Below are 19,108 nucleotides of genomic sequence, written 5' to 3'. Positions count from 1 at the left end.
GTGTCCGTCCGCCGAGTGTCGTCTCACGCGGTGCGGTGCGGTCGCGCGGCGGAGGGGGATGACGCCGGGTGACGAGCGAGTACCTATGCCGGGAGGGATCGGCTACGCTCGCGAGGGTGTCAACACCGCCGTTCCGCGCCGACATCGTCGGCAGCTTCCTCCGTCCCGCTGAGCTCGCCGAGGCCCGTCGCCGGTTCGCGTCCGGCCAGATCGACGCCGACGCGCTGCGCGTCGCGGAAGAGACGGCGATCGCCGAGCTCGTCGTGCGTGAGTCCGACGCCGGTCTGAAGCTCGCGACGGACGGCGAGTTCCGCCGCTCGTGGTGGCACTTCGACTTCTTCGGGCTGCTCGACGGTGTGGAGATCGTCGAGCTCGACCACGGCATCCAGTTCCAGGGCGTGCAGACGAAGCCGCGCGGCATCGAGATCTCGGGCAGGATCGGCTTCAGCGACACGCACCCGTTCCTCGACCACTTCCGCTCTCTCAAGAGCCTGCTCGAGCGCACCACCGGCGCGGTGCCGAAGTTCAGCATCCCGGCGCCCACCGTGCTCGACTTCCGTCTTGAGCCCGGTCACCTCTCCGGGTCGGGGTACGACGGCCGCGACGACATCGTCGACGACCTCGTCCAGGCGTACCGCGACGCGGTCGCCGCGTTCTACGACGCCGGTGCCCGCTACCTCCAGTTCGACGACACCGCGTGGGCGTACCTGTGCTCCGAGGTCGAGCTCGAGAAGGCGCGCGAGCGCGGCATCGAGACCGACGGCATCGCCGAGCGTTACGCGGGCATCCTGAATCGCATCCTCGACGGCAAGCCGGACGACCTGGTCGTCACGACGCACGTCTGCCGCGGCAACTTCCGCTCGACGTGGATCTCGTCGGGCGGGTACGAGCCGGTCGCCGAGCAGCTCCTCGGCAACACCGCGTACGACGGCTACTTCCTCGAGTACGACAGCGAGCGCGCCGGCGGCTTCGAGCCGCTGCGGTTCCTTCCGGAGGGCGACAAGAAGGTCGTGCTCGGGCTCATCACGTCCAAGAGCGGCGAGCTGGAGAACGTCGATGCGGTGAAGCACCGCATCGACGAGGCGGCCGTGTTCGCCCCGCTCGAGCAGCTCGCCCTGAGCCCGCAGTGCGGGTTCGCCTCGACCGAGGAGGGCAACGTCCTCACCGAGGACGAGCAGTGGGCCAAGGTGCGCGAGGTCGTCGACATCGCCGCCGACGTCTGGCGCTGATCCGGCCCGTCCCGGCCCGGCCCCGCCTCTGTGGGAGGTTCGGGGCGTAATCCGTCCGTTGGGGCGCAGGTACTCCGCCCCAACGGAGAATCTGCGCCCCAAACCCGGGAAGAACCTCTCGCGACGGTGCGACGGTGGGCTCAGTGCCCGGGTGTCTCGACCACGGGGGTCCCGTGGGTGTGGAAGGTCTCGATCGTCTTCATGCCCCAGGCCTGGCCCTTTCGGCGCTCGGCCTCGGTCCACTCCACGACGGGCTGATCGGGGTCCAGCAGCAGGCGGGCGCCCGCGTTGGCGAACTCGATGCGGTTGCCGCCGGGCTCCCAGACGTAGAGGAAGAACGTCTGGTTGATCGCGTGCTTGTGAGGCCCTGACTCGATGTGGATGCCGTTCTCGAGGAAGATGTCGGCGGCCTTGAGGATGTCTTCCCGCGTGTCGGGTGCGAACGCGATGTGGTGGAGGCGGTTGCCGTGCTTGGTCCAGTCGTCGGAGTAGACGACGTCGTACGATTTCAGTGAGAAGTGGAACCACCACGCCGCGAAGCGGCCGGTGTCGAGCCGGATGCGCTCGGACTCGCGCATGCCGAGGGCGTCCCGCAGGAACGCGCCGTTCGCCTCGACGTCCTTCGCGAGGTAGTTGATGTGGTCGAGTCGGCGGGCGTTGACGCCGCGGCCCGGGAACCGCGAGGCCTGGTTCTTCAGCGCCGGACGGTCGTCGTCGCCCGCCTCGTACCGCTCGGCCTCGTAGAAGATCCCCATCGCGTGACCGTCGGGGTCGGTGAACTCGTACGTCGGCCCGCAGCCCACGTCGCCGTCGGTCCACCCGACGCCGAGCCCGGCCGCCTCGATCGCGGCGACGCGCCGCTCCAGCGCCTGCGGCGACGACGCGCGGAACGACGTGTGACCCACGCCCGCGGCATCCGATGCCGTCAGCTTGATCGTGTACAGCTGATACTCGTCCCACGTGCGCAGGTAGACGGCGTCGCCCTCCTCGGCGACGACCCGCATCGCCAGCAGGTCTTCGAAGAACCAGCGGCTCTCGGCGGGGGTGGGCGTCAGCAGCTCGACGTGGGCGAGGTGGGCGACGTCGAACGACGTGTCGGCGGTCATGGGGCGTCCTCTCTGACGGGAATCACCGGCGCGGTCTCGGAAAGACCGTGCCGTCGAAGAGCTTGCGGGCCGTGCGCAGCGAGAAGGAGGTCGCACGCCAGGTGCCGGCGTCGTCCTGCGTGATGCGCACGCGCGACGGGAAGGTGCCGCTCGGGTGCTCGATGGCGGTCTCCTCCTCGCCGAGGGGGCCCGCGATATCGTGCCCCACAGCGCCGGGGATCCGGAGGGCCGCGGCGACGGATGCTGCCATCAGCACGCCGATCGCCGTGTGCACGCGCGCCGGGATGAAGGCGCGGGTCGAGATCGCTCCGCCCGCCCGCGGCGGTGAGAGCAGGATCACCTTCGGCACCGTCTGCGCCGCGACGTCGCCGAGGCCCATGAGCGGACCCGCGACGAGCCGCAGGTGCTCGATGCGACCCTCGAGGTCGGCATCGGCCTCGAGGGTCGCGGGCGACTCGGAGCCGTCGAGGCCGAGGTCGTCGGCGCGCAGGAGCACGACCGGCATGCCGTTGTCGATGAGGGTCGCCGTGACGCCGTCCAGCTCGTCGGCGGGGTTGCCGGTGGGGAGGAGGGGCTTGTCGTCGCCGCCCCCGACTTCGAGCTCGATGGCGGATGCCGTGCCCGGGACGCCGTCGATGGCGGCGTCGCCGTCGTAGTCGGGGCGACCGTCGGCCGTGGTGAAGACGGCGGTCGCGGTGTCCCCGGTGTTGAGGAGCCGGATGCGCACGGTCGTGCGCGCGCCCGTCGCCGCGACGAGGCCGCGCTCCACGGCGAAGGGGCCGATGCCGGCGAGCAGGTTGCCGCAGGTCTGCGCGTCGGCCACCGTCGCCGTGTCGACGCCGACCTGCAAAAACAGGTAGTCGACGTCGACGTCCTCGGCGCTCGACGGCGACACGACCGCGACCTTGCTGGTGAGCGGGTGCGCGCCGCCGATGCCGTCGATCTGGCGGGGGTCGGGCGAGCCCATGATCCGCAGCAGCAGGTCGTCGCGCTCGGCCGGGTCGGACGGCAGGTCCGCCGCGAGGAAGTACGCGCCCTTCGACGTGCCCCCTCGCATCAGCATGCAGCGGACGCCGTCGCGCACGAGGTCAGGCGCGCTCATGGTCGCGCGCCTCGTATTCGGCCTGCGTGACGTACTCGATGCCGAGCTCGGCGAGGAGGGGACGCAGTCCCTTGCGGTCGAGGCTGAGCTCGCCGCCGCGGTACGCGGAACGGTCGGCCTCCTCCTTCGCGATGCGCGCGTCGGCGGCGGCGAGGGCGTGGTCCGCGTCCCGCCGGGGGACGCACAGCACGCCGTCGTCGTCCGCGACGATCACGTCGCCGGGGCGAACTGTCACACCCGCGACCACCACCGGCACGTTCACCGAGCCGGGCGTCGCCTTCACGGTCCCCTGCGCGAACACGGCCGCGGACCACACCGGGAAGCCCATCTCGCGCAGTTCCGCGACATCCCTGACTCCCGTCGTCGTGACCAGTCCACGCACCCCGCGCGCCTGCAGGGCCGTGGCGAACAGCTCGCCGAACGCGCCGTCCAGCGACGGCGACGTCGTGGTCACCACGAGCACGTCGCCTTCGGTGCACTGCTCGACGGCCGCGTGGATCATGAGGTTGTCGCCGGGGTGGCTCAGCACCGTGACGGCGGTTCCGGCGATGCGCACGTCGTCCTGGATAGGACGGATGCCGGGACCCGCGAGTCCCGTGCGGCCCATCGCCTCGTGCACCGTCGCGACGCCGTGGGATCCGAGCGCGCGGGCGGTCGCAGCATCCGTCCTCGCGATGTCGGTGACGATGACGGGCTTCATCACGGACGCACCCCGCTCACGACAGCACCGAGGTGACCTGCGGGAAGTGACGCATGTAGGCCTCGCCCATGGTCTCGTGGTGAAGGCCCAGGTTCGGGCCCGCGTTGCGCTTGAGCTGCACGCCGCGGCGGACCGCGAGGTCGGTGTAGTACGACCACATGTGCTTCTGGGCGGGCAGGCACTCCATCGCGGCGCGCTTGCGTCCGAACGCCTCGGTGATGTCGAGGAGCACGTCGGGCGTGAAGTCGCACTGCTCGGGCTGGTGCGGCTCGAAGAAGAAGACCGGAGGGGCGCCGATGATGTCGGCCTTTCCGGGGTAGCTGCCGTCGGAGTTCGCGACGCCGATCGCCTGCGCGAGCACGCGGGCCTCGAGCGCCATGCGCGCCGCCGCCGGGTGGTCGCCGTTGTAGGGGTCGCGCAGGGTGTGCGTGAGCACGACGGTGGGCTGCACCCGCCGGTACAGGTCCACGAGCCGCGAGACGGCGTCCCGCGACTCGACCAGCGGGTAGTCACCGAGGTCGAGGAACTCGATCTCTGCTCCGAGTGCGGATGCTGCGGCCTCGGCCTCGTCGCGCCGGATGCGCTTGATCTCATCCAGCGACTTGCCGTCGAGCCACTGACTGGCCGACTCGCCGCGCTCGCCGTACGACAGGCACGCGACCACTGCTCGCTCCCCTCGGAGGGCTGCGGCGGCGATCGCGCCGCCCGCCCGCCACACGAAGTCGCCGGCGTGGGCGCTGACGACGAGGAGCGTGTCGGCGGCGGTGTCTGTCATGGGGCCAGCGAACCATACCCGTGGCGAAATGGTCAACAAATTGTCTACAATCGTGGCGACCAAATACCTCTGGACGTAGGTATAGCCCCGACGTAGCATCGCGGTCAGGTCACCGGCACGAACCACTGGACGAGGAAGTCGAGACAGGCATGGCGAGCAACCTTCAACAACTGCTGGATGAATACACCGCCGAGCGGGGGAGCGTCGTCGACCTGCTCCGCAACTCTCAGCTGGGCACGTACATCTACCCGGTGGTGCCGGCCGAGTTCACCAACTGGCGGCGCGAGCAGAAGGCGTGGCGCGAGACCGCCGTGCTCTACGACCAGACCCACCACATGGTGAACTTCTTCATGACCGGTCCCGACGCGCTCACGCTGCTCTCCGACACCGGCGTCAACTCCTTCTCGAACTTCCCGGTGAACACGGCGAAGCAGTTCGTGCCGACCTCGTCGACCGGCGGCGTCGTCGGCGATGGCATCCTGTTCCACCTCTCGGAGCACGAGTATGTCTACGTCGGCCGAGCGCCCGGCGCCAACTGGCTGCAGTTCCACGCCGAGACCGGGGACTACGACGTCGAGACGCGCTACGACGACCGTTCGCCGTCGCGCCCCTACGGCGAGGCCGTCACACGCGAGTTCTACCGCTTCCAGATCCAGGGCCCGAACGCGTGGCCCATCATCGAGAAGCTCGCCGGGCACGAGGTCGAGCAGGTGCGGTTCTTCCACATGGGCGAGCTCGAGATCGCGGGGCAGCAGGTGCGCACGCTCCGCCACGGTATGGCGGGAGCCCCGGGCCTCGAAATCTGGGGACCATACTCAGAGCACGGTCGCATCCGCGACGCCGTGCTCGAGGCGGGCCGCGAGTTCGGCCTCGAGCCGTGCGGCTCGCGCGCGTACTCGTCGAACACGCTCGAGTCCGGCTGGATCCCCTCGCCGCTGCCGGCGATCTACACCGGCGGAGACATCGAGCGCCGCTACCGCGAGTGGCTGCCCGCGAGCAGCTACGAGGCCATCAACGCCCTCGCAGGGTCGTTCGTGTCGCAGAACATCGAGGACTACTACCTCAATCCCTGGGACCTCGGCTACGGCTCGTTCGTGAAGTTCGACCACGACTTCATCGGCCGCGACGCGCTGGAGCGGGTCGACCCCGAGACGCAGCGCAAGAAGGTCACCCTCGCGTGGAACGACGAGGACCTGAGCAAGCTGCTCACGAGCGTGATCGACCGAGAGGGTCCCGGGTACCAGTTCTTCGATCTGCCGAACGCGAACTACGGCTCGTCGAACTACGACGCCGTGATCGACGCCGACGGCGACACGGTCGGCCTGTCCCTGTTCACCGGCGTCACCGCGAACGAGAAGCGGGGCCTGTCGCTTGCGACCGTCGACCGCGATGTGCCGATCGGCGCGGAGGTGCGTGTGGTGTGGGGCGAGCCCGACGGCGGTTCGCGCAAGACCACCGTCGAGCCGCACGAGCAGCTCGCCGTGCGCGCCGTCGTGAGCCCGGTGCCGTACGCCGTGACCGCCCGCCAGGAGTATCACGGCGGGTGGCGCACCGCGGCAGTGGTCTAGCCCGCGACCGGGTGCGGAGGCATCCGTCGCCGAAAGGGAAGGAGGTGCCGACGTGGCACGCGGCTCGGACGGCGAGTCGGTCCTGCACAAGCACCTGCGGGTGCTGCAGGCCTTCGACGTTCTTCGTCCCCTACTGACGCTCACCGAGATCGTCGACGCGACCGGGCTGGCCGTGTCGACCACCCATCGCCTGGTCGCCGAGCTCGAGCGCGAGGGTCTGCTCGAGCGGATGCCGGACCGTTCGTACCGGCTCGGCCTCCGGCTGTGGGAGTTCGCCTCGCGCACGCCCGGCGCCCTCGGTCTGCGGGAGCTGGCGCGGCCGTGGCTCGAAGCCGTGCACTCCCGCGTGCGCCAGCACACTCAGCTCGGCGTGCTCAGCGGACGCGATGTGCTCTTCATCGAGCGGCTCTCGACCCGCGATGCCGTCGTCAACGCCACGGTGATCGGCGGCCGCGTGCCGCTGCCGGTGAGCTCGAGCGGGCTCGTCCTGCTCGCGCATTCGTCTCCCGGCGTCGTGGAGGACGTCATCGCGGCCGGATGGCCGGCGTACACTCCGGCGACGATCCGCGACGCCGAAGCGCTGCGGGCGAGGCTTCGGAGGGTCCGCGCCGACGGGTTCGCGGTCACCGAGGGGCACATCCACCGGGAGTCGCGCGGGATCGCGGTGCCGGTGATGGATCACCACGGCGTGGTCCACGCCGCACTGGGCGTCGTGGTGGCGAGCGACGGCACCCCGCCTCAGCCGGCGATCGAGCTGCTGACCGTGGCGGCCGCGGGTATCGCCCGCGCTCTCACCGAGGCCGGTGGCGCGCCGGGCGGCCACGGCATGCGAACCATGGCGAGCACGTCGCGGCGGTCCCTCGACTACTTCTCGTCGCTCGACGCGCACACCATGCCGTCGGCATCCGTGGGCTGACCCCGCACGCCGAAGGCCCCGGGATCGGTGGATTCCGGGGCCCTCGCCTGTCATCTCGGCCGGCGCATCACTGCGTCACCCAGGCGTACGAGCTCGCGTCATCGAGAGAGCCGGTGCCGGTAACTCCGGCCGGGCCGGGCGCGGCCGGACTTGCGGGGTCGCCGGGTTTCAGCCGTGGTCGCGCTCGGCGACCAGCCGCTCGAACCACGCCAGCGTGGCGCGCGTCATGTCGGCGGGCTGCCCCGACGACTCCAGCGCAGCGAGGGCCGCGCGCACCTCGTGCTCGCGGCGCACGGCGTGCGTCGTCGAGCCGTCGACGAGGCGATCGATGAGCGCGGCCCCGTCAGGCCCGAGCTCCTGCGCCATCTGCACGCGGAGCCAGTCCTCGGCTCCTGCGGCGCGGGCGGCGCCGAGTCCCTCGAGCACCAGTGCCGCGAGGCCCTTCATGAACACGCTCCGCAGCAGCCGCAGGCGGGCAGCTTCGCCCGCCTCACCGTCGACGACCTCGACGGGCACCCCGAAGGGGGTGATGCGCTCGGCGAACCCATGGGCGCCGGAGCCGCTCGCGAGCAGCGGCGTGCGGTGACCCGCGCGCATCACCGGCGCGAGCACGGCGACGTCGGCCATGGCGAGACCCCGATCGGCGGCCAGGCGCGCGATGCGCTGCTTGAGCTCTGGCGCGGCGGTGTTGAGGTCGGCGTAGACGGCGCCGTCTACGACGTGCGGAAGAGCATCGCGGGCGACGGATGCCGCGGCATGGCCGGTGACCAGGCTCAGCGCCACGTCCGCCCCGGCGAGGGTGTCGGCCAGGGTCGCGAACTGCGGCACGTCGGGATCGCCGAGATCGTGCGCGGGGTCGAAACCGCGCACGTGGGCGCCGGCGTGGGCCAGGCCGCGCGCGTACCTGCGGCCGGCTTCGCCGAGACCCAGGATCGCGATCGTCGTCATGGCGGCCACCCTAGAGCAGGGCCGCGGGGCCGGGGGCGGGGAGCGCGCCCGCGTCGTGAGGGTCGTTGTCGAGGCTCTCGAGGAACTCGAGGGAGCGGCGCGACCCGCTCACGAGCGACCGGATGCCGTGCGTGCGCTCGTCCACGTCGGGCCGGTAGGCGACCGCGAGATCGCGTGCGATGCCGGTGGCGGCCCGGTGCAGCAGCTCGGCGTAGGCGTGCGTCGATGCGCCGTCGTTCGGCACCACGACGCCGATCGCGGCGTACACGCCCCCGCCGGGCCCCGTCACCGGCACGGCGATGCCGCGGGACTCGGGATGGATGTGCCCCTCGGTCACCGCGTACCCCTCCTCGCGCACGCGACGCAGCTGCGCCCGCAGCTCGACGCCGGCGTGGATGGTGCGGTCGGTGTAGCTGCGGAGGCCCCGCGCGATCACGTCCGCGACGAGGGAGGCGTCGGCGTGCGCCAACAGCACGAGCCCGCTCGAGGACGCGTGCAGCGGGATGCGGCCGCCGATGAGCGTCGCGTTGACGACGGCATCGCGGGTCGACATCCGGTCGATGAAGAGCACGTCGCGTCCGCTCAGCACCCCCAGCTGAGCGTGCTGCCGCACCCGCTCGTGCACCGCGCCCAGCCACGGTCGCGCGATCTCGCGGAGGCCGACCGCGCCCGGCGTGCGGCTGGCGAACTCCCACAGCCGCACCCCGAGCCGATACGTGCGATCGGGCAGACGCTCCAGCAGCCCCTCCCGCTCCAGCTCGGCGATGAGCCGGTGCGCGCTCGACGGCGGGATGCCCGCCGCCTCGGCGATCTCCGTCAGGGTGAGGAACGGATGCCACGCGTCGAAGCTCTCGAGCACGCGCAGGTGCCGGTGCAGCACCGACTCGCCCGCAGATCCTCGTGCCACGGCATCCTCCTCGATGACGCCCGCAATGCCCGCCGGCTCAGGCGTTCGCGCGATATACCGTCCGGGCGTAGTCGTGGTAGGGCGCAGGGGCGACCGTCGCGCGGATGCGCACCTGGCGGTGGTCGGCGTCGACACCGTCCTTGCGCGAGATCGGGTCCTCGCCCCACACCACCTCGACCTCGTCGCCGTCGCTGAGGCCGGCGTCCAGGGTCGCGAGGGACATGTAGAGCTGGTCGTACGCCACATACCCGGCATCCGTCGAGATCCCCACGCGCTCGCCGTCCTTCAGGATCTCGTCCATCTGGTACAGCCCGTACCGCGCCTTCGGGAAGTCGAGGTACTTCGCGGGAGTGCCGGGCTCGAGCTGCGAGCGCACGACCGCGGCGACGTCGTCGGCGTTCCAGATCAGCGTGACCTTGCGGCGCCGCTGGTTCTCGGCGTGCTTCTCGAGCGCCTCGCGTCCGTGGAAGTCGTGGTCGAAGCGCACCGAGCGGCCGAGGCCGATGTCGAACGGCGTCATGTAGAAGTCGTGGATGTCGGTCGAGTACAGCGAGCCGCCCACCGAGCCGATGCGGGCCGCCGGCAGCCACTCGCGATACTCGGCGAAGTCGTCGTCGAAGACGGCCGGGAACGGCGTCGGAACCCAGCCCGACTCGAGCGGCGACGACGAGTACGCCTTCGCTCCGACGCGACGGATGCCATGCTCGGCGCCCGCCTCCATGAGGGCGTCGAGGACGATCTCGTGGTCTTCCCAGGGACCGTAGAACTCGAAGCCGGGCTGACCGGCCATGCCGTGGCGCAGCGCCTTGACGGGCCGGCCCGCGATGGTGACGTCGCCGATGTGGAAGAACTTGATCTCGGGCGCCGGCCCGCCGAACACCTTCTCCATCACGAGGTCGGCGTGCGGTCCCTGCAGCTCGTAGCGGTAGAACGTCGGCGGACCTTGGCGCATGTGCGAGTTCGCCTCGAGGCGATACCGCACGTCCTTGCCGAGCGCCTGCGCCTTCTCGATGTTGAAGCGCACCCAGTCGATGAGGATGTGGTGCCCGATGAGCACCAGGCCCTCGGGCCCCTCGGCGTTGTAGAACAGGATGCCGTCGCCGATGAGATAGCCGTCCTGGTTCACCGAGATCAGCTGCTTCGCGACGCCCGGGCGGAACGTCGCGAACGTGTTCGGCGAGATGGAGCTCAGCAGGGCGATCAGGTCGGCGCCGTCGAGGAACAGCTGCGTCATGTGGTGCGACTGGTCCATGAGCGCCACCGACGTGTTCCATGCCCGCTGCTCGTCGCGCCAGTTCGTGAACTCCGGCGCGACCGGGAACGTGAACGCCGGCCAGTTCTGGTTGCGCAGCAGCTCCACAGGGCTGCCGGCGCGATCGATCGCCTGGGCGAGTGACTCTGGCGTCGAGTCGGTCGTGGTCATCGTCGACCCTCCTTCGTTGATGGGGAAGCTGCGGTCAGCGTAGGAGCGACTCCGCCCAGGTTCGTCGAGAAGTTCCGTTGAGCGGAAACGGATGCCGCAGCCGACCGCCCTGCGCGCCAGCATCGGAGTCGCAAGATCACGGTCGCGGAACTTCACACCAAAATCGTTGACAATCTCGCCGTGGATCCGTAGCTTCCCAACCAGGGGAGGACTCGAGTCCCCGACCGACCACGACGACGCGACGATGCGAAAGGTGGAGCCATGGGCGCTCGGCTCGCAGTCCGCGACGTCAGCCTTCAGTTCGGCGGCGTCGAGGTGCTCGAAGACGTGACCTTCACGGTCGAAGCCGGGCAGATCTTCGGTCTCGTCGGGCCCAACGGCGCCGGCAAGACATCGCTGTTCAACTGCGTGAGCGGGCACTACCGGCCGAGCGCCGGCTCGATCACGATCGACGACGACGAGGTGCTCGGCTCGCCGCCCGCCACGCTCGCCCGGCACGGCCTCGCGCGCACCTTCCAGCATCCGGCGCTGCAGCTGCGCGAGACGGTGCTCGAGAACGTGCTGCTCGGCGCCCACAGCCGGCTTCCCGGCGGCGCGGTGGAGTGGTCGCTGCGCCTGCCGCGCACGGTGCGGTCCGAGAAGGCGCTGCGCCGGGAGGCGCTCGACCTCCTCGAGAGCCATGGTCTGGGGTGGGCCGCGAAGACCCGGGCCGACGAGCTCTCCCACGGGCTGCACAAGGGTGTCGAGCTCTGCCGCGCGCTCCTCATGAAGCCGCGGCTGCTCCTCCTCGACGAGCCGGCCGCCGGCCTGCCGCACTCCGAGGTCGAGCAGCTGATCGAGACCGTGCGGCGCGTCCGCGACGACGACATCACGGTCGTGATCGTCGAGCACAACATGGGGCTCATCTCCGCCCTCACCGACCGCGTCGTCGTGCTCGACCACGGGCGAAAGCTCATGGAGGGCTCGGCCGCCGAGGCCCAGTCCGATTCGCGGGTCATCGAGGCCTACCTCGGGAAGGACGCGGTCGATGACGCTGCTTGAACTCGCCGACGTCCGAGCGTTCTACGGGCGCGTCCAGGTGCTCGAGGGCGTGTCGCTCACCGTCCCCGAGGGCGGCGCCGTCGGCATCCTCGGAGCCAACGGCGCCGGCAAGACGACGACGCTCCGCGCGGTGTCGGGTACCGTGCGCTCGACGGGCACCATCCGCTTCGACGGCAAGGACCTCCGAGGCCTCCGCCCCGACCAGGTCGCCGCGCTGGGCATCGCACACGTGCCCGAGGGGCGAGGCACGCTCTCCGACCTCACGGTGCGCGAGAACCTTCGTGTCGGCGCATACCGCCGCAAGGACGCCAAGGCGATCCGCGCCGACGTCGACTACTGCCTCGAGCTCTTCCCGCAGCTCGCGGACCGCATCCGCTCCAACGGGTCCGCGCTGTCGGGAGGAGAGCAGCAGATGCTCGCCATCGCGCGGGCGATCATGGCCCGGCCGCGGCTGCTGCTCCTGGACGAGGCATCCCTCGGTCTCGCTCCCAGCACCGCCAAGGCCGTCTACCAGGCGATCGGGCGGCTGCGCACGGAGTCGGGCATCGCGATGGTCGTGGTGGAGCAGAACGCCAACCTCGCCTTCACCCTCGTCGACAGCGCGACCGTGCTCGAGACGGGGCGCAACGTCCTGACCGGCTCGACCGCGGAGCTCAAGGGCATGGACGAGATCCGCCGCGCGTACCTGGGAGGCTGAGGGTGGGCACGTTCATCCAGCTCGTGATCGACGGACTGTCGACGGGGTCGATCTATGCGGCGCTCGCGCTCGCGATCGTGCTGGTCAACCAGGCCACGGGCCTCATCAACTTCGCGCAGGGCGGCATGGCCGTGCTGTCGGCCTACATCGCATGGGCGCTCAACGGGTTCGGCATCCCGCTCGTGCTGGCGATCCTCATCGCGATCGTCGCGTCGTTCTTCCTCGGTGCACTCATCGAGCGGTACCTCATCCGCCGCTTCGAGCGCGGCGACCCCGACACCGCGGTCGTCGTCACCATCGGCCTGCTCACCCTCATCACGGGCGTGTGCGCGTGGATCTGGACGTACAACAACCGGCTCTTCCCCTCCCTCTTCCCGCTCGAGACGATCAAGGTCGCCGGCGCCGTCATCAGTGTGCGCTCGCTCGGGACGATCCTCGTGATCGTCGCGATCATGATCCTCATGCAGGCGCTGTTCCTCGGCACCAAGCTCGGCCTGGCGCTGCGGGCGGTCGCGATCAATCCGGCCTCCTCGGCGTTCTCGGGCATCAACGTCGGCCGCAGCCTGATGGTCGGCTGGGGGCTCGCCGCCGTGCTGGGCGCCGTCGCCGGCGTCCTCGTCGCCCCGCAGCTGACGCTGACCCCGGGGATGATGGACTCCGCGCTCGTCTATGCGCTCGCGGCCTGCATCCTCGGCGGCCTGACGAGCCCCATCGGCGTCGTCGTCGCGGCGTGGCTGATCGGCGTGCTCGAGAACCTCGCGGCCGTCTACATCCCCTTCATCGGACACGACCTCAAGATCGCGGTGCCGTTCATCCTCATCTTCGTCGTGCTCATCGTGCGGCCACAGGGCCTGTTCGGCCGGAAAGCGGTGGTGCGCGTCTGATGGCTTCGACCACGGAGTTCTGGAGTCGCCCCTGGGTGAGGTGGGCGTGGATCGGCCTCGTCGTCGTGCTGCTCGCAGTCGGGCCGCTCATCCTGCCCGAGTTCGCCAACCAGACGATCGCGCGCATCGGCGTCTTCGCCGTCGCGGTGCTCGGACTGAACGTGGTGATGGGCTACACCGGCCAGGTCTCGCTGGGTCAGATCTTCTTCGTCGGTGCGGGCGCCTACGCCACCGCCTTCGGCGTCAACGCGGGCTGGAACATCGCGCTCGTCTTCCTGTTCGCGGGCGTCCTGCCGGCGGTGCTCGGGCTTCTCGTCGCGCTCGCCGCGGCGCGCCTGGGCGGGCTCGCGATCGCGATGGTGACGATCGCGCTCCCCCTGGTGGGCCTCCCGCTCGCCAAGAGGCTGTCGGACTTCACCGGGGGATCGCAGGGCACCTCCGCGCGCTTCTCGGACGCCCCCGAGTGGACAGGCCTGTACGACGACCAGTGGCAGCTGTACATCGTGATCCTCATCGGCGGCATCACATTCCTGCTCACCCGCAACCTCGTGCGCGGCAAATACGGCCGTGCGTTCGCGATCGTGAAGGGCAACGAGGCGGTCGCGGCGTCCATGGGTGTCTCGCCGTACCGCTACAAGGTGCTGGCGTTCACGATCGCCTCGCTCATCGGCGGCGTCAGCGGATTCCTCTACATGGTCGTGATCCAGTACACGTCGCCCGAGACGCTGCACTTCGGTCACTCGATCGAACTGCTCGCGTCGATGGTCATCGGAGGCGCCGGCAGCATCATCGGCTCGCTCCTCGGCGGCGTCTGGTACGTGGTGCTTCCGCAGATCACCAACCTCATCGACCCGAACATCACGGCGATGCTGCAGGGCGCCATCCTCCTCGTCGTGCTCTTCGTCCTCCCTGGCGGCCTCGTCTCGCTGCCGCGGCTGTGGCGGCGCCCCGACCGCGGCTCGGGCTCGCCACGAGGGGCCGCGCCGAACGTGGACGCGAAGCGGACGGATGCCGCGGCATCCGTCGCCGGCACCTCGGCGGTCGCGGACGCCCTCGGCGGCCCGCCGACGCCCCCATCGACCCCACCACCGTCAACGACACAGTCATAACCCACACAGAGAGGCAGGACCATGAGCACGAACCGCAGGAGGATGCGTGTCGCCTCGGTCGTCGCCGGGATCGGCATCGTCGCCGTCCTCGCCGCCGGCTGCTCGCGCGGCGGCGGAACGCCGAACAGCACCGAAGACGGCGCGGCCGAGGCGAGTCCCGGCATCACCGACAGCTCGATCACGCTCGGCATCACGACGCCGCTGTCGGGACCCACGGCGGGCCCCGGCACGTGCACCGTCGCGGGCATCACCGCCTACTTCGGCGCCAAGAACGCCGACGGGGGGGTGGAGTTCGGCGACGGCAAGACCCGCAAGGTCGAGATCGAAGCGCTCGACGACGAGTACGACCCGCAGAAGGCGAAGGCCAACTACGACCAGCTCAAGAGCAGCGTGTTCGCGATGACTGCCGGCCTCGGCACCCCCACCAACCGCGCGTGGCGCGAAGCGGCGATCGCCGACGAGGTGCCGCAGGCGCTGATCATGACGGGCGATCCGATCTTCAGCGACGCGGAGGAGAGCCCCTGGCAGCTCGGCTTCGTGCCGACCTACCTGAACGAGGGTCAGGCCTTCGGTGAGCTGCTGGCCGGATCGGGTGAAGACCACAAGGTGGCGATCCTGTCGCAGAACGACGACTACGGCGAAGGCTACGTCGAGGGCTTCAAGTCGGGCATCGAGGGCGCCGACAACATCGAGGTCGTGAAGGAGCTCACATATGAGGCCACCGACACATCGGTCGACGCGCAGTTGACCGAACTCGCGGGCTCGGGCGCCGACGTGTTCTTCAACGCGATGTCGATCACCCCGCTGGTGATCTCGTCGCTGCAGAAGACGCAGGAACTCGGCTGGCTGCCCTCGTGGTTCCTGCCGTCGAACACCTCGAGCCCGAGCGCGATCCTCGAGCCGGGTGGCGCGGCCGCGTTCCCCGGTGTCTACACCGTCGCCTTCGCGCAGTCGGCGGCGGCACCCACCTTCGCCGACAGCGAAGAGGGCGCCGCATTCCTGTCGGAGCTCAAGGAGTTCGGGAACTACCCCGACCCGCCGGCGTTCCCGCACTGCGTCTGGTCGTACCAGGTCGGCGCGACGCTGGAGCAGGTCTTCGCGAAGATGACCGAGCCGACGCGCGCCGACTTCATGGAACAGCTTCGCACGATCTCGGGCTACACCGCACCGCTCATGCTCGAGGGCTCGACGGTCGACACGACCGTCGACGGCCAGCCGGCCGTCTCGACCGTGCAGGTGCAGAAGTACAACGGCAAGGGCTACGCCCCGGCCGAATCCTGGGACGAATGACCTGAGCGGGGCGAGGGGGCGGGCGGAGGCATCCGTCCGCCCCTTCGCCGTTGCCGAGAAACCGCGATCGCACCGCGGAACCATCCCCGCGGTGGTGGTTCAGCGCGTTCGTGGTCTCTCGCGTGCGACGGAGCGAGGACGGTGCCTCACTCCATGCCGTGCAGCACCTCGACGATGCCCGACAGGTGGGCGCGGGTGGCGGCTTCGGCGGCGTCGGGGTCCTTCGAGAGGATCGCGTCGATGATCGCGATGTGCTCGGGGGCGGACGTCGCGGCGCGGCCGGGGTGGAAGGCGAGACGGAACTGGTGACGGGCCGACTGAGCGCGCAGGCGCTCGAGCAGCTGGGTCGCGGTGCCGTGGCGGCTGAGGTCTCGGATGCGGCGGTCGAGCTCCTGGTTGAGGCGCGAGTACGCCATCAGGTCGCCGGATCCGATCGCGGCCTCGATGTCGGCGCGCAGCGCCCGCAGCTGGTCGGCGTCGGCGGGGGTGAGGTTCTCGGCCGCCTTGCGGGCGCACAGCGTCTCGAGGCCGATGCGCACCTCGACGATCTCGATCGCCTCGTCGACGGTGATGGCCCGCACGCGCGCACCGCGGTTGGGGAGGCGCTCGACGAGGCCTTCGCCGGCGAGGTTCAGCAGAGCCGTGCGCACGGAGGCCCGCGAAGCGCCGTAGCGCTCGCTGAGATCGGCCTCGATGAGGCGCTGATGCGGCGCGAACTGCGCGTCGAGGATCGCCTCGCGGATCACCTGCGTCAGGTCGGGACGCTCGATCGTCTCGTCGTCGCTCAGCACTGCAGCATCCGTCATCTCGGCCAACCTCCTTCGGCGCCTTCATCCGTGCACTGACACTATCTCGCGTGGCGCCGATCGACGCGAAGAATCTCATACGAAATCCGCGCGAAAATCGTCGACAATCTTGATTCAGGCGCATGGGAGAGGCACGCTGGGAGAGGTGTCGATCCGCGCCGACCCGAGGCGGATCCACGTTGGACAACACGGAGAGGTGGACGTTCCATGGGCGAGACGGCGATGGGGACTGCGGTCCGGACAGGCCTGTTCATCGGAGGTGAGGAGCGCTTCACCGACGACGTGCTGACGATCCCCGACCCCGGCAAGCCGGGCGCGGTCGTGGGTGAGGCCGCGGCCGCGACGGAATCGGATGTGAAGGATGCCGTCGCCGCGGCGAAGAAGGCCTTCCCGGCGTGGGCGGCGCTCACACCGCAGGAGCGCGCCGCCCAGATGGCCGCCGCGATCGCGGGCATCGCCGACGACCGCGACGAGGACGCCGCGATCCTGTCGCAGGAGAACGGCAAGATCCGCATGGAGGCCTGGATCGACGGCCTCGTGTTCGAGATCCGCTGGAACCTCGCGCTCATGCTCGCCGACGAGGTCGACGCCTCCAAGACGCTGCCTCCGATCCCCGGGGCGATCCCGGTCTCGACCGACGTGACGTACCAGCCCCTCGGGGTCGTCACGGTGATCGTGCCGTTCAACTGGCCGATCGCGATCCTCGGCGCCGCCCTGCCGCACGCCCTGCTGGCGGGCAACACCGCGATCGTGAAGCCGCCGCCCTCGGCGCCGCTCGCGACGACCCGTGTCGTGCAGCGCGTGGCGGAGAAGCTGCCGCCCGGCGTGCTCAACGTCGTGACCGGACGCGACCAGGACATGGCCGGCCTCATCCAGAACCCCGACATCGCGAAGGTGTGCTTCACGGGCAGCGTCAACGGCGGCAAGCGGATCATGGAGATGGCGTCGAAGACCCTCACCCGGGTCACGCTCGAGCTCGGCGGCAACGACGCGGCGGTGTTCCTCGACGACGCGATCCTCGACGATGCCCACCTCGACCGGCTGTACGCGGCGATCTACGACACCACCGGTCAGATCTGCATGAACGCCAAGCGCGTGTTCGTGCACCGCTCGCGGGTCGACGAGCTCGTGGCGGGACTCACGGCCCGGCTCGAGGCGGCACGGCTGGGCTACGGGCTCGACGAGGGCACCACGATGGGCCCCCTGCACCAGCCGGCCCAGAAGGCGTTCGTCGACGAGATCATCCAGGAGGCGAAGGATGCCGGCGCCGACGTCCGCGAATTCGGCGAGCTTCCCGGCGGCGACCTGGCCGGCGGCAACTTCGTTCGGCCCGCGATCGTGGTCGACCCTGGTCTCGACCTGCGCGTGGTCACTCAGGAGCAGTTCGGTCCGGTCATCCCGGTGATCCCGTTCGACGACGAGGCCGAGGCCGTGCGCCTCGCCAATGACACGTGGGGCGGCCTGTGCGGCTCGGTGTGGACGGCCTCGCCCGAGGCCGCGCAGCGGGTCGGCTCGCAGCTGGAGTGCGGCTACGTCTGGGTCAACGACCACGGCGCGACGCGCCTCGACCTGCGCGCCCCGTTCGGCGGGATGAAGCAGTCCGGGTTCGGTCGCGAGCAGGGGATCGAGGGCGTCCGCGCCTTCCAGGACACCCGCTCGATCGCGACCCTCGACCCGGAGGCGCTGGCCTCGATGGCCCACTGACCTGATTCGGGTTCGGCTCTGAGCCGTCTTCCGGGTGCGGGGAGCGATTCGTCCCGTTGGGGTGCGCAATCCGCGCCCCAACGGACGGGATGCGCCCCAGGCCCGGGACGGGGCCCCGTGGACGCCGGTCGGGTCCGCGACCGGATCAGGACCCGGTCGCTGAGTTCGTCGCGGCGCCGTCGAGGCGGTCGACGAGCTCCAGGCCGCGGCGGGCCCAGGCGATCTCGCCCTGTGCGCGCTCGACGAGGCCTTCGTAGGCGAAGCGCTTGTAGGCGATGGTGCGCTCGCGGTCTGCATCCGCCGTGACTGCGAGGCGCCGGACGAGCATGGGGTTGGCGACCGCGTCGATGCGCTCGAGCTCGCCCTCCCACTGCGCCAGCTCGCCCTGCCACTGGGCGATGTGCCGCTCGAGGAACGCGCGCGATTCCTCCGGCGTCGCGGTCTCGAGATAGGCCGCGCGCAGGTGCGCGGGGTCGCGCACCCTCTGGTAGTCGAGGGGGGAGGCCATCCAGGCGAGGAAAGCCCGGTCGCCGGCATCCGTCACGTGGTACATGCGGCGCGTGCCGCGCTCGCCGCGGGTCTGCTCCTCGCCCTCGATCAGGCCGAGCTCCTCCATCTTGCGCAGCTCAGGGTAGATCTGGGAGTCGGGCGCGTGCCACACGTGACCGACCGACTGGTGGAACTGCTTCTGCAGGTCGTAGCCCGACAGGGGGCCGACGCGCAGGATCGCCAGCAGCGCGTAGCGCAGACTCATCGCATTCTCTCCCTTGTCGCCCTTCTCGCCCTTCTCGCCCGAGGGTAGCGGCCCATCCCCGCGAGAATTCATCTGACGGCCGAGACCATGGGTGAAAACCGCTGTCTCGGCCGTCAGATGGATTCTCGCGGGCGGGGCCGGCGGCGCGG

18 protein-coding genes are annotated in these 19,108 nt (G+C 70.3%); 9 read left to right on the top strand and 9 right to left on the bottom strand.

All coding sequences use genetic code 11. The features are described 5' to 3' along the window. Positions 1–116 precede the first annotated feature (116 nt). Positions 117–1,229 (top strand): 5-methyltetrahydropteroyltriglutamate--homocysteine S-methyltransferase, encoded by a 1,113-nt coding sequence (locus RS82_RS10740; protein ID WP_045299263.1) that lies wholly within the window; start codon positions 117–119, stop codon positions 1,227–1,229. A 140-nt stretch (positions 1,230–1,369) separates the two neighbouring features. Here the strand turns inward: RS82_RS10740 and RS82_RS10735 are convergent, their stop codons facing one another. The 4 genes from RS82_RS10735 to RS82_RS10720 are packed head-to-tail and all read right to left on the bottom strand — an operon-like array spanning position 1,370 to position 4,912. After that, positions 1,370–2,335, bottom strand: coding sequence for a VOC family protein (locus tag RS82_RS10735; protein WP_045299261.1), 966 nt, complete (start codon positions 2,333–2,335; stop codon positions 1,370–1,372). A 22-nt stretch (positions 2,336–2,357) separates the two neighbouring features. After that, entirely contained in the window at positions 2,358–3,437 is a 1,080-nt protein-coding gene (locus RS82_RS10730; protein WP_045299259.1) for a 4-oxalomesaconate tautomerase, read from the bottom strand. After that, complete coding sequence (locus RS82_RS10725; RefSeq protein ID WP_045299257.1) at positions 3,424–4,137, bottom strand: 4-carboxy-4-hydroxy-2-oxoadipate aldolase/oxaloacetate decarboxylase; 714 nt, start codon at positions 4,135–4,137, stop codon at positions 3,424–3,426. Before RS82_RS10725 ends, RS82_RS10730 begins: the two co-directional genes overlap by 14 nt. Positions 4,138–4,153: 16 nt before the next feature. Beyond that, on the bottom strand, positions 4,154–4,912 hold the full coding sequence (locus RS82_RS10720) for a PIG-L deacetylase family protein (RefSeq protein ID WP_045299255.1): 759 nt from the start codon (positions 4,910–4,912) through the stop codon (positions 4,154–4,156). A 149-nt stretch (positions 4,913–5,061) separates the two neighbouring features. On the opposite strand from RS82_RS10720, the gene ligM reads away from it, so the two are divergent. Together ligM and RS82_RS10710 are read left to right on the top strand one after the other, a co-directional pair. Continuing rightward, a complete protein-coding gene (gene ligM, locus RS82_RS10715; protein WP_045299252.1) occupies positions 5,062–6,480 on the top strand; it encodes a vanillate/3-O-methylgallate O-demethylase in 1,419 nt (472 codons plus the stop codon). 52 nt (positions 6,481–6,532) lie between these two features. Continuing rightward, positions 6,533–7,396 carry an IclR family transcriptional regulator gene (locus RS82_RS10710; RefSeq protein WP_084695574.1) on the top strand — a complete coding sequence of 288 codons (864 nt, stop codon included), beginning with the start codon at positions 6,533–6,535 and terminating at the stop codon, positions 7,394–7,396. Between the two features lie 168 nt (positions 7,397–7,564). On the opposite strand, the gene RS82_RS10705 is transcribed toward RS82_RS10710, so the two are convergent. The 3 genes from RS82_RS10705 to RS82_RS10695 are packed head-to-tail and all read right to left on the bottom strand — an operon-like array spanning position 7,565 to position 10,674. After that, positions 7,565–8,344: a DUF1932 domain-containing protein gene (locus RS82_RS10705; RefSeq protein WP_045299592.1), complete on the bottom strand. Its 780-nt coding sequence runs from the start codon at positions 8,342–8,344 to the stop codon at positions 7,565–7,567. 10 nt (positions 8,345–8,354) lie between these two features. Further along, complete coding sequence (locus RS82_RS10700) at positions 8,355–9,251, bottom strand: IclR family transcriptional regulator (RefSeq protein WP_084695573.1); 897 nt, start codon at positions 9,249–9,251, stop codon at positions 8,355–8,357. 37 nt (positions 9,252–9,288) lie between these two features. Continuing rightward, entirely contained in the window at positions 9,289–10,674 is a 1,386-nt protein-coding gene (locus RS82_RS10695) for an aminomethyltransferase family protein (protein ID WP_045299250.1), read from the bottom strand. A gap of 261 nt (positions 10,675–10,935) precedes the next feature. Here RS82_RS10695 and RS82_RS10690 point away from each other — a divergent pair, with 261 nt between their 5' ends. The 5 genes from RS82_RS10690 to RS82_RS10670 are packed head-to-tail and all read left to right on the top strand — an operon-like array spanning position 10,936 to position 15,695. Then, positions 10,936–11,715, top strand: coding sequence for an ABC transporter ATP-binding protein (locus RS82_RS10690; protein ID WP_045299248.1), 780 nt, complete (start codon positions 10,936–10,938; stop codon positions 11,713–11,715). Continuing rightward, positions 11,702–12,412, top strand: a complete 711-nt coding sequence (locus tag RS82_RS10685) for an ABC transporter ATP-binding protein (RefSeq protein WP_045299246.1) — start codon at positions 11,702–11,704, stop codon at positions 12,410–12,412. The genes RS82_RS10690 and RS82_RS10685 overlap by 14 nt, the downstream gene beginning before the upstream one ends. Before the next feature lie 2 nt (positions 12,413–12,414). Beyond that, a complete protein-coding gene (locus tag RS82_RS10680) occupies positions 12,415–13,296 on the top strand; it encodes a branched-chain amino acid ABC transporter permease (RefSeq protein ID WP_045299244.1) in 882 nt (293 codons plus the stop codon). Further along, complete coding sequence (locus RS82_RS10675; protein WP_084695572.1) at positions 13,296–14,405, top strand: branched-chain amino acid ABC transporter permease; 1,110 nt, start codon at positions 13,296–13,298, stop codon at positions 14,403–14,405. The genes RS82_RS10680 and RS82_RS10675 overlap by 1 nt, the downstream gene beginning before the upstream one ends. Positions 14,406–14,426: 21 nt before the next feature. After that, positions 14,427–15,695, top strand: a complete 1,269-nt coding sequence (locus RS82_RS10670) for an ABC transporter substrate-binding protein (RefSeq protein ID WP_045299242.1) — start codon at positions 14,427–14,429, stop codon at positions 15,693–15,695. A 146-nt stretch (positions 15,696–15,841) separates the two neighbouring features. On the opposite strand, the gene RS82_RS10665 is transcribed toward RS82_RS10670, so the two are convergent. Continuing rightward, positions 15,842–16,501 (bottom strand): GntR family transcriptional regulator, encoded by a 660-nt coding sequence (locus RS82_RS10665; RefSeq protein ID WP_045299240.1) that lies wholly within the window; start codon positions 16,499–16,501, stop codon positions 15,842–15,844. A gap of 207 nt (positions 16,502–16,708) precedes the next feature. On the opposite strand from RS82_RS10665, the gene RS82_RS10660 reads away from it, so the two are divergent. Beyond that, on the top strand, positions 16,709–18,205 hold the full coding sequence (locus RS82_RS10660; RefSeq protein WP_045299238.1) for an aldehyde dehydrogenase family protein: 1,497 nt from the start codon (positions 16,709–16,711) through the stop codon (positions 18,203–18,205). A 145-nt stretch (positions 18,206–18,350) separates the two neighbouring features. Here RS82_RS10660 and RS82_RS10655 read toward each other — a convergent pair whose 3' ends face one another. After that, entirely contained in the window at positions 18,351–18,959 is a 609-nt protein-coding gene (locus tag RS82_RS10655) for a PadR family transcriptional regulator (protein WP_045299236.1), read from the bottom strand. Between the last annotated feature and the right edge of the window lie 149 nt (positions 18,960–19,108).

It is taken from the genome of Microbacterium trichothecenolyticum (genome assembly GCF_000956465.1).
Taxonomy (GTDB): domain Bacteria; phylum Actinomycetota; class Actinomycetes; order Actinomycetales; family Microbacteriaceae; genus Microbacterium; species Microbacterium trichothecenolyticum.
The sequence above is the reverse complement of the archived record's forward strand: the minus strand, read 5'-3'. Positions and strand labels throughout refer to the sequence as shown.

Bases quoted from the DNA above. Each gene is read 5' to 3' on its own strand.
- RS82_RS10735 (WP_045299261.1), bottom strand. From the start codon at position 2,335: ATGACCGCCGACACGTCGTTCGACGTCGCCCACCTCGCCCACGTCGAG.
- RS82_RS10730 (WP_045299259.1), bottom strand. From the start codon at position 3,437: ATGAGCGCGCCTGACCTCGTGCGCGACGGCGTCCGCTGCATGCTGATG.
- RS82_RS10725 (WP_045299257.1), bottom strand. From the start codon at position 4,137: ATGAAGCCCGTCATCGTCACCGACATCGCGAGGACGGATGCTGCGACC.
- RS82_RS10720 (WP_045299255.1), bottom strand. From the start codon at position 4,912: ATGACAGACACCGCCGCCGACACGCTCCTCGTCGTCAGCGCCCACGCC.
- ligM (WP_045299252.1), top strand. From the start codon at position 5,062: ATGGCGAGCAACCTTCAACAACTGCTGGATGAATACACCGCCGAGCGG.
- RS82_RS10705 (WP_045299592.1), bottom strand. From the start codon at position 8,344: ATGACGACGATCGCGATCCTGGGTCTCGGCGAAGCCGGCCGCAGGTAC.
- RS82_RS10695 (WP_045299250.1), bottom strand. From the start codon at position 10,674: ATGACCACGACCGACTCGACGCCAGAGTCACTCGCCCAGGCGATCGAT.
- RS82_RS10690 (WP_045299248.1), top strand. From the start codon at position 10,936: ATGGGCGCTCGGCTCGCAGTCCGCGACGTCAGCCTTCAGTTCGGCGGC.
- RS82_RS10685 (WP_045299246.1), top strand. From the start codon at position 11,702: ATGACGCTGCTTGAACTCGCCGACGTCCGAGCGTTCTACGGGCGCGTC.
- RS82_RS10675 (WP_084695572.1), top strand. From the start codon at position 13,296: ATGGCTTCGACCACGGAGTTCTGGAGTCGCCCCTGGGTGAGGTGGGCG.
- RS82_RS10670 (WP_045299242.1), top strand. From the start codon at position 14,427: ATGAGCACGAACCGCAGGAGGATGCGTGTCGCCTCGGTCGTCGCCGGG.
- RS82_RS10665 (WP_045299240.1), bottom strand. From the start codon at position 16,501: ATGACGGATGCTGCAGTGCTGAGCGACGACGAGACGATCGAGCGTCCC.
- RS82_RS10660 (WP_045299238.1), top strand. From the start codon at position 16,709: ATGGGCGAGACGGCGATGGGGACTGCGGTCCGGACAGGCCTGTTCATC.
- RS82_RS10655 (WP_045299236.1), bottom strand. From the start codon at position 18,959: ATGAGTCTGCGCTACGCGCTGCTGGCGATCCTGCGCGTCGGCCCCCTG.